Genomic DNA, 9,012 nt, shown 5'->3' on the forward strand with positions numbered 1-9,012 from the left:
CCGAGGGCTTGATCAATAATACCTCGATAACACACGCAGGTCCTGAGATGAAAGCCGATGCCTTGACGGCCATGTCCGAATCTTTCCTCTCTACTGGCGCTCCCACGCTGATGAGCTCGACATCTCACGCGATAAATGTCCACATAGATATTGATACACTCATCGGTTCAAGCCAAGAAAACAAGGGATCCCCCCTCCAGCAACATGAAGAAGGGCATGGGCTGAATACCCGAAGGTGTGACGTGAAGGACCACATCCCTGTTCTACCGAACGTCGTTCGAAGACTGTCTTGCGACAGCCTCCTTCGGACACTTATTATAGACTCCAAGGGAAACCCTCTCACGCTGGGTCGCACCCGCCGAAACCCGACCACGAGATTGCGGCTAGCAATTTATGCGCGCGACCGAGGAGTATGCCAGTATCCGGGTTGCCATCATACCCGCTGGCTCCAGATACATCACATGAAGGAATGGGCATCCGAAGGCGGAAACGCAGATCTTGACAATCTCGTTCTGATCTGTTCCCTTCATCATCGGACTATTCATGAAAGGCGGATTGTTCTGCAGCGCGGACGCGACGGTTCGATTGTCGCCCGCCATCGTGACGGAACGCTGACGCAGCAGGCACCGCGGCTGCATCCGGGTCTGGATCTGTTGGAGCTCCTCGGCGATAGTCCCTCAACCGCGCCAGCTGAGACCGTCCCGACAAGACAAGTAGCCTGGTTTACCCCTAGGAGGTATGGAAATGATCCAACTGTCTGCCTCGGCGTACCGCGACCCGATGTGGGGGGACACGAGAGCCGATGCTCAGCTACGAACGGGATGCCCGTAGGCTCCTAACCTTGTGAGCCCCATCCTCGCGCCCGGACGAGCTGGGAACTTCATCCGAGCCCTGTTCATCATCCTGCTGCTTGTGCTGCTGATGCGGACGGTGTATCTGATGTGGTTCTTCCACACCCCCGCGTGGACATCACGACCGGACGAGATCCGCTACTGCGGCGGATGGTACAAGCGTTCAGACGAGCTGGACATCACAGGAAGCCGTGCACGCCAGATGGCAGGTGGCAGCCTCAAGGAAGTCAGGCGGTCGCCGGTGTTCCGCCCGATCATGGCGTACCGTCCGACATCAGACTGTCCACGCTACCTCTTCGCCAGGGTTGGCAAGGACGTCTTCGTCATCTACCGCGCCGCCGACGACTGAGCCGGACCGGTCAGGGCCGGGCCGGTCAGAACGTAGACGCGGGCGTGTATGGACGTGCGCTGCTGCAGCGCGGCCCGTACAGCACGATGCAGGCCATCCTCCAGGTAGAGAGCTCCGCCCCACTCGACGACGTGAGGGAAGAGGTCACCGTAGAAGGTCGAGTCCTCATCGAGAAGAACATCGAGTGCGAGCACCCGCTTGGTGGTAACGAGCTGGTCGAGCCGAACCTGGCGAGGGGGAATGGCCGCCCAGTCCCGCTGGCCAAGGCCGTGCTCGGGGTACGGGCGACCGTCTCCGACCAATCTGAAGATCACCGGCACCTCCTCCTCGAGGGCGAGACATTCTCCGACCACGACAGCCTAGAATCCTCGCCCCCCCTATAAGACCCCGGTGGCCCCGCAGCATCGAGCCGCGTGGACACCCGGACCACGGCTGCAGGTCAGATGCCCGCAGCTGGCACCCCTTCTCTTGATCTCGCAGCAAGGCATGTTTAGGTAAGCCTAACCTTATATCGAGGAGCTTCCATGGACGACGTCGTGCTCTGCCTGCCTCCAGACGCCGGTCGACGCATCGACCTCACCACGTATGCGCTTGCCGAACCGGATCTGATCAGTACGTATTCACCTGATCCCACCTGATGCGACCGGTGACAAGATTGCCGGAGTGCAGGTGAGTGGACTGGACCCGAAACACAGGACGACGTCCATAATCAGTCGACCTTCGTGCCAAGGAGCGGCACGGCTCTCGGCGACCGGGCACGGATCAGCCGATCCGGCCGGATGAGCACGCAACCGTCGAGTAACGATCATCTACGAAGGTGGCTGAGCCTCGGAGCCACTCCCTCGGGGTGAACTCGCCGGCACGCCGCCGGCCGGCAGAAAATCCGCTGGACAGCCCACCTACTCTGGGTAGATGGAGTTCACCCAGTCCGACAAGCTCGCCGACGTCTGCTACGACGTCCGCGGGCCTGTCCTCGACGAAGCGACCCGGCTGGAAGCTGCGGGTTCGCGCATCCTCAAGCTGAACATCGGCAATCCCGCGCCGTTCGGCTTCTCCGCACCGCCGGAGGTACTCGAGGCCGTCGTGGCAAACCTTGCGGATGCACAGGGTTACAGCGACTCCAAGGGACTGCTCGCCGCCCGGGAAGCGGTCGTGCGCTATCACCTCCGTAAGGGGGTCACCGGCCTCGACCCCGGCGGGGTCTACCTCGGCAACGGCGTCTCCGAACTGATCATGATGTCGTTGCAGGCGTTGCTCAACAACGGCGACGAGGTGCTGCTCCCCGCGCCCGACTATCCACTGTGGACGGCCGTGGTCAGCCTGTGCGGCGGCCGGCCCGTGCACTACCTCTGCGACGAGTCCGCTGGCTGGGCGCCCGACCCCGACGACATCGCCGCCAAGGTCACCCCGCGGACACGAGCGATCGTCGTCATCAACCCAAATAACCCGACTGGTGCCGTCTACGACCGGCAGGTGCTGGAGAACATCGTCGAGGTCGCCCGCCGCCACCACCTGATGCTGCTGTCCGATGAGATCTACGACCGGATCCTCTACGACGACGCCGAGCACATCGCGACCGCGGCGCTCGCGCCGGACTTGGTCTGCATGACCTTCAACGGGCTGTCGAAGTCCTATCGGCTAGCCGGGTTCCGGGCCGGGTGGATGGTGATGTCCGGTCCGCGCGGCCACGCCTCGAGCTACATCGAGGGAGTGAACATCCTCGCGAACATGCGCCTGTGCGCCAACGCGCCCGGGCAGTTCGCCACGGTCGCCGCCCTCACGGAGGACGGCGGCGCCGGGGACCTCGTCTTGCCCGGCGGCCGGCTGCGCGAACAACGAGACACGGTCGTGAAGCTCCTCAACGACATCCCCGGGGTGTCGTGCGTCCCGCCGCGGGGGGCGCTGTACGCCTTCCCCCGACTGGACCCCGCCGTCTACCCGATCCGGGACGACGAGCGGTTCGTCCTCGATCTGCTGTTGGCCGAGAAGATCCTGCTCGTCCAGGGCAGCGGCTTCAACTGGCCGCATCCCGACCATGTCCGGATCGTGGCCCTGCCCGCGGTGGACGATCTCACGGACGCCATCGGCCGGATCGATCGCTTCCTGGCCTCCTACAAACACCCCTCCCAGCGACAGAACCCCTCCCAGTGACAGAACTGACGGAGCAATCGACACCATCGGGGAGGTTGTCCACAGGACACCAACGCCCTGTGGACAATCTGTGGAAAAACGGCGTGGCGACGTCCTGCTCGTGGGTCTGCTGGTCGCCGCCACGATCGGGGCGCAGATCGCGCTGCGAGCCCGGATAGATCGTCCGCTCTGGTACGACGAGCTGTGGCGCCCGCACTTCGCGGGGGAACCGTGGCCGACGTTCTGGTCGGAACTGACGGCGGCCAACACCCCGTCCTCGGTCGGCTCACTGGCGCTGACCCGACTGACCGGGACCATCCTCGGCTGGCACAGTTGGTCGCTCCGGCTCGTCGGAGCGGGAATCTGGCTACCGCTGCTCGCTGCGGGCGGCTTCCTGCTCGCGCGGCGGTTCACCGGCCGGGTGCCGGCCGTGGCCGCCGCGGTGACGGCCGCCCTCGCCGGCACCGTCGTCGACACCGGCACACAGCTCAAGCCCTACGTCCTCGATGCGGTGGTCACCTTCGCGGTGATCGCGCTGTGGATAGGACAGGCCACGCTCCCACGCCGGACCGCGGCCGGGGCGCTGGCGCTGCTGTCGCTGCCCGCGGTGTTTCTGCTGGTTCCCCTCGCTGGCTACGACCTGGTCCGCGCGGTGCCCCGACGCACCGTGGTACGCACCGCCGGACGGGTGGGCCCCGCCCTCCTCCTGGCCGGCGCCCACATGATGATCTTTGTGGCGCGCCAGTCCAGTCAACGGGCGAGCCATTTCTGGGACGATCACTTCCTCGCCGATCGAGGGATCCTTGGCGGCCTGCGGTTCACGCTCGAACAGACCGGCGCGATTCTCGGTGGCGCTCCGCCCGGGATCGACCGTTATGACCCCAATCTGGTGCACTCCCTCCTCGAGGGGCATCGCCTCCCGACGCTGCTCGTCGGGACGGCCACGGCGGTTGCGCTGGCGCTCGGAGTCCGGGTACTGCGCCGACGCCCCGACGGGATGATCCTTATCGTCGCCTTGATCGGCGCCGAACTGCTCCAGCTCGCGGCCAGCGCCGGACGCTACTGGCCCTTCGGGGCCTGTCGGACCAATCTGTTTCTGGTTCCGTTGCTCACCATCATCGTCGCGGTCGGCGTTGCAGACCTGGCCCGCACGGCCCGCCTGGCCCGCACGGCCCAGGCAGCCAGGCCGGTCGGGCCGGCGCGGCTTCCCGCGGCCGTCGGCCTGATCGCGCTGGCGGTGATGCCGGTCTGCGCGGTCGGCGGGACCATCACGCTGTGGGACGAACGCCACGATCCCCGTCCGATCGAGGCCATGGTCGACGCGACGATCGCCGCCCGCGCCGAGTATCGGGCGGGCGATCTCGTCATCGTCGGCGGCCGACTGGCGCGAGCGGGCTAGCTCTACGCCATGGACCTCAGCGACGACGCATCGCCCGGGGGACCGCCGATCGGGCCCCGGGTACCCCGATCGGCGACAACCTTCCTGAGCGTGATCGGGAAGGACGGCGCGGACGGCGCGATCCGCAGCCGCCCGCAACCGCCGGACCGGATCCTGCTGTTCATCCTCGCCTACGACCTCCGGGGCACGGCCGCCGAACTCGCGTCCCTGCGGCAGGCCGGATGGTGTGAGCAAGAGATCCGGACCTTTCCGCTCACCGGCACCCTGCACGGCCTCACCCGCTGCGCCCCGACGCCGCGGGGGGACTCGCAGTCGCCATCGGCTGTCCGATGAGAGCGGCCAGCGCCCCCCATTCCCGGTCACCGTCCGCCAACGACGACGCGATGCGCTGCTGCAGCACGCCGACCTGGATCCGGGTGCCGTCGAAGAGCTGCCCGCAGGACGCCGCAGCGGCGGCATAGTCCCTGCCGCCGGCATCGAACCGCGCCTGCGCGGCCGCGGTCGGCGGCACCGGCGCGGTCAGCGCCGCCTGCGTGTCGGTGCCGAGGGAGACGCAGACGGGCCGCAGGGAAGCGCCGTCCTGGGCGGCCAGATACGCTCGGGCCGCCGCGACGTCCGTGGCGACCCGGGTCCGCAGACCCTCGCTGCCGTGGTACCAGGAGGCCAGCTCGGCAGAGTCATTCGCAGTGGATGCAGAGCCGTTCGCGGTGGATGCAGAGCCGCCGGTGGTCGACGCGGGCAGCCCGGACGCCGAGTCCGCACCGCCTGTCAGGGTCGCCGCTCCCCCGCCAATCACCAGCACGATCGCGCCGAGAATGGCGAGCCGACTACCGAGGGGGTTCTGGAGCGGATCCGGTTCCCGCAACCACCCAGGTCGGCCGCTACGCCCCGCCATGCATCCCTCCGCCCTGGATCTGCTCTGGGCGAAGGTTATGCCTCGGAGCGTCGCAGATCACCGGTGGGTGCGGCCGTCAGCGTGCGGCCGTCAGCGGATCGCCGCCACGAGCTCGGGAATGGCAACGGGTGGCAGCGAGTTACCTCAGGACTTTCCTGCGATCAGGTCGCAAGCGCATTCACACCTCCGCCCAGCACATCCGGGATGAAAACCATTGTCAATAATGTTCAACGGACGCGTGCCCATTCCCGTCGCCAGGCACGCCCAGCGCGGCGAGGAGATGAGAAAGTGAGAACGTGGCCCGTACACCCCAAGAAGCTCACGGGTCCGAGCCGACCCCACGGCTGGTGCACGCCCCGGGCGGGACGGACGGCACAGTCGGGATGAGAGGCACGGACGGTAAGGGCGACACCGGCAACAGACTGAACCGACCAGACAGACTGAACGGCAGCGAAGGGAGCGACGTGAGCACCGCGGGGAACGACACCAGGTCGGCCGGCACGGGCCGGCCGGCCCGCGACCCCCGCAACCAGCGGGATGAGACGGCAGAGCGCCGTCCGGCGCCGAGCCGGGGGACGGCCGTGCGTGCCACCCGGCAGGGCGACGCCGTCTCCGCCGCGCTTGCCGAGACCGACGCCTTCACCAGCGCCCAGGATCTGCACGCCCGGCTACGGGCGCAGGGCGCCGCGGTCGGGCTCACGACGGTGTACCGCCATCTGCAGGTGCTGGCCGACCGCGGCGAGGTCGACATGATCCGCCGGGACGACGGTGAGACCGTCTACCGGCGCTGCGCCTCTGACGACCATCACCATCACCTCGTCTGCCGCTCCTGCGGCCGGACGGTGGAGATCGCGGGACCGGAGATCGAGGCGTGGACCGCCAAGGTTGCCAACGCCGAGGGATTCGTCGACGTCGTGCACACTGTGGAGATCTACGGCACCTGTGCCACCTGCGTGGCCCGACCGGCCACCTGAGCGAGGTTCCCGGCGGAGCAGGGGACGCACCGCGGGGCACAGTGCGCGCAGCCGTCGGTCAGGGTGCCGTCGCCGAGAGGCCGGTGCAGGCGCGCAGGGCGTTCCAGTCCGCCAGGGCCCGGGCTCCCGCGGCACCGGTCACCGGCTGGGGGGTGCCCCCCACGATCCGGGCGGGTAGCCAGGCAGCGGCCATGACCGCCCGGCCAGCGACGGTCAGTTCCAGCACCCCGGACTCGGTGTTCCGGCCGGCGCCGGAGGAATAGAACACAAAGTTCCTCAACCCGTAGCCGACGTACACTCCGTCGGAGGCCCATCTGGCGCCCAGCAGAACGTGGGCGTGGCTCCCGATGACGACGTCCGCGCCCGCGGCCGCCAGCCGGGGGAGCAGGGCGCGCTGTGCCTCGTTGGGGCACTGCTGCTGTTCAGTCCCCCAGTGCAGGAAGACGATGACCGTGTCCGCCTCGGCCCGCGCGGCTCGCACCAGCCGATCGACCTCCTTTGCCGATGCCAGGCCGGGTTTGTTCGGACCCGCCGTCCAGGCCGCGATCAACTCGTCGTCGAGCACCTGGGTGGCCCCGAGGACGGCGATACGCTGCCCCTTGACCGTCGTCATGTACGGGGCGTACGCGGCGGTGTCGTCCACGCCGATGCCGACGAGCGGAAAGTGCGCATCCCGGGCGTAACGCAGCGAATCCTGCAGGCCTTCGATGCCGTAGTCCATGCCATGGTTGTTGGCCATCGTGACGACGTCGATGCCGGCCGCCCGTACCGCGGTGAACGCGGTGGGCGAAGCCCGGAACACATACGCCTTCTGGGCTGCGGCGCCACGGTCCGTCACCGTCGTCTCCAGGTTCGCGATCGCGAGATCGGCCGCGGTCAGGGCCGCCGACATGGGTCCGATGGCCGTCCGCGGATCGGCGGCGAGCCGCTGACCGGGAGCACCCTCGAAGTGGATGTCGCCGCCGAAGGCGATGGTGACCGGCTGCCCCGTCGGCCGCCGCAGGCCGTCACCGACGGGTGCGGCTCCCGCGGTGGCCGCAGTGGCCCCGGCCGGGGGACCGGTGGTGGCGGAGGCACCGTCGGCGTGCGGCGTCGGCCTCGGACGGTCCTCGCCGTAGGGCACGGCACAGGCGACGAACATGAACCCGACGATGACGGCGACGCCACCGGCGACGGCCGTGCGCCCTCCTCTGCACCGAACGCACCGAGCACGCCGGCTGGCTGCACCCCGCTCCACGCCAGGCTCCCCCCTCCGTGACGACCACGCTACGACGAGCCACTCGCAAACCGGCCGCGTCCCGGCCGTTCCCATGATCCCGAGCTCGACCGCCGCGGTCCGTCCGACGTCAGAGTGCCGACAGCACCGGTGCCAGTTCGCGCCACTGCCGACGCGGCAGCCCACGGCGGTCGAAGTCAAGCACCTGCACGGCTACCTGATCGGCCCCGGCGTCGAGATGCTCCTTGATCCGCCCGAGCAGAACGTCCGCGTCCCCCCAGGGGACGATCGTGTCGACCAGGCGGTCCGAGCCCGAGCCGGCGAGATCGTCGTCGTCGAACCCGAAACGCCGCAGGTTCGCCGTGTAGTTCGGCAGCCGAAGATAGGACCCGGTGTGCCGGCAGGCGAGCTCACGGGCCTGTTCCGGATCGGTGTGCAGGACGAACGCCTGCTCGGGGACGAGCAGCTTGTCGGGCCCGAGGATGTCCCGGGCGGCAGCGGTGTGCTCGGGTGGCACAAAATAGGTGTGGGCGCCGTCGGCCCGGTCCCGGGCGAGGCCGAGCATCTTCGGACCGAGCGCGGCGAGCACCCGTGGCGGGACACCGGGCGGTGGCACGGCCCGGTACTGCTCGACCGCCATCCGGTCCATCTCGTCGAGGTACGCCGCCATCTGGGCGAGTGGGCGCGTGTAGGAGGCGCCCCGGATGTGCATCAGCTCGGCGTGGGACACCCCGAGTCCGAGCAGGAACCGGTCCGGGTACGCCTCGGCGAGGGCCAGCTGACCAGCGGTCATGGTGAGCGGGTTACGGGCGAGGATCTGCGCGATCCCGGTCGCGATCGTCATCCGGGAGGTGGCCTCGAGCGCCAGAGCGGCGGTGACCAACACCTCGCGCCCCTTGACCTCACCGGTCCACAACGTCGGATAACCGAGATCGTCGAGTTCTGCGATCGCCTCCCGGACGACCGCGGCCGGGGAGAAGTCGAACTGGCCACTCCAGATCCCCACCTTGCCGATCTCACGCCGGGCCGGCGGGCGGGTCATGTGCTGCGCACTCGTCACCGCGCAACCGTACCGAGCAGGAGCGATGGTCACTCGTCACGGCGGGACCGCCGGATCCGGTTGCCACTGTCCGTCCAAGGTCTATCGTTGGCGAGCGTGACGGAGCTCATGCAGCTGCTCACCCCGGCCGGCCACCGG

9 protein-coding genes are annotated in these 9,012 nt (G+C 68.2%); 5 read left to right on the plus strand and 4 right to left on the minus strand.

Annotated elements, in window-relative coordinates; translation table 11 throughout:
- The first annotated feature begins 47 nt into the window (after window positions 1–47).
- Both ACY45C_RS04830 and ACY45C_RS04835 read left to right on the plus strand, forming a co-directional pair.
- Window positions 48–839, plus strand: a complete 792-nt coding sequence (locus tag ACY45C_RS04830) for an HNH endonuclease (RefSeq protein WP_462186459.1) — start codon at window positions 48–50, stop codon at window positions 837–839.
- 4 nt (window positions 840–843) lie between these two features.
- Entirely contained in the window at window positions 844–1,200 is a 357-nt protein-coding gene (locus tag ACY45C_RS04835; RefSeq protein ID WP_462186441.1) for a hypothetical protein, read from the plus strand.
- Here the strand turns inward: ACY45C_RS04835 and ACY45C_RS04840 are convergent.
- Window positions 1,179–1,514, minus strand: a complete 336-nt coding sequence (locus ACY45C_RS04840) for a type II toxin-antitoxin system VapB family antitoxin (protein ID WP_462186460.1) — start codon at window positions 1,512–1,514, stop codon at window positions 1,179–1,181. The two genes, ACY45C_RS04835 and ACY45C_RS04840, sit on opposite strands and share 22 nt — an antisense overlap.
- 598 nt (window positions 1,515–2,112) lie before the next feature.
- Between ACY45C_RS04840 and ACY45C_RS04845 the strand changes: the two genes are divergently transcribed.
- On the plus strand, window positions 2,113–3,351 hold the full coding sequence (locus ACY45C_RS04845; protein ID WP_462186442.1) for a pyridoxal phosphate-dependent aminotransferase: 1,239 nt from the start codon (window positions 2,113–2,115) through the stop codon (window positions 3,349–3,351).
- A gap of 70 nt (window positions 3,352–3,421) precedes the next feature.
- Window positions 3,422–4,729, plus strand: a complete 1,308-nt coding sequence (locus ACY45C_RS04850; RefSeq protein ID WP_462186443.1) for a hypothetical protein — start codon at window positions 3,422–3,424, stop codon at window positions 4,727–4,729.
- Between the two features lie 274 nt (window positions 4,730–5,003).
- Here ACY45C_RS04850 and ACY45C_RS04855 read toward each other — a convergent pair whose 3' ends face one another.
- Window positions 5,004–5,624, minus strand: a complete 621-nt coding sequence (locus ACY45C_RS04855; protein ID WP_462186444.1) for a hypothetical protein — start codon at window positions 5,622–5,624, stop codon at window positions 5,004–5,006.
- Between the two features lie 464 nt (window positions 5,625–6,088).
- On the opposite strand from ACY45C_RS04855, the gene ACY45C_RS04860 reads away from it, so the two are divergent.
- Window positions 6,089–6,598 carry a Fur family transcriptional regulator gene (locus tag ACY45C_RS04860; RefSeq protein WP_462186445.1) on the plus strand — a complete coding sequence of 170 codons (510 nt, stop codon included), beginning with the start codon at window positions 6,089–6,091 and terminating at the stop codon, window positions 6,596–6,598.
- Between the two features lie 58 nt (window positions 6,599–6,656).
- Here ACY45C_RS04860 and ACY45C_RS04865 read toward each other — a convergent pair whose 3' ends face one another.
- Together ACY45C_RS04865 and ACY45C_RS04870 are read right to left on the minus strand one after the other, a co-directional pair.
- The gene (locus tag ACY45C_RS04865) at window positions 6,657–7,739 is read right to left on the minus strand and encodes a CapA family protein (RefSeq protein WP_462186446.1); all 1,083 of its coding nucleotides are present in this window, start codon (window positions 7,737–7,739) and stop codon (window positions 6,657–6,659) included.
- Window positions 7,740–7,944: 205 nt separating this feature from the next.
- The gene (locus ACY45C_RS04870) at window positions 7,945–8,856 is read right to left on the minus strand and encodes an LLM class F420-dependent oxidoreductase (RefSeq protein WP_462186461.1); all 912 of its coding nucleotides are present in this window, start codon (window positions 8,854–8,856) and stop codon (window positions 7,945–7,947) included.
- Between the last annotated feature and the right edge of the window lie 156 nt (window positions 8,857–9,012).

This window comes from Frankia sp. CcWB2 (assembly GCF_977927585.1).

Bases quoted from the DNA above. Each gene is read 5' to 3' on its own strand.
- ACY45C_RS04830 (WP_462186459.1), top strand. From the start codon at position 48: ATGAAAGCCGATGCCTTGACGGCCATGTCCGAATCTTTCCTCTCTACT.
- ACY45C_RS04845 (WP_462186442.1), top strand. From the start codon at position 2,113: ATGGAGTTCACCCAGTCCGACAAGCTCGCCGACGTCTGCTACGACGTC.
- ACY45C_RS04855 (WP_462186444.1), bottom strand. From the start codon at position 5,624: ATGGCGGGGCGTAGCGGCCGACCTGGGTGGTTGCGGGAACCGGATCCG.
- ACY45C_RS04865 (WP_462186446.1), bottom strand. From the start codon at position 7,739: ATGTTCGTCGCCTGTGCCGTGCCCTACGGCGAGGACCGTCCGAGGCCG.
- ACY45C_RS04870 (WP_462186461.1), bottom strand. From the start codon at position 8,856: ATGACCCGCCCGCCGGCCCGGCGTGAGATCGGCAAGGTGGGGATCTGG.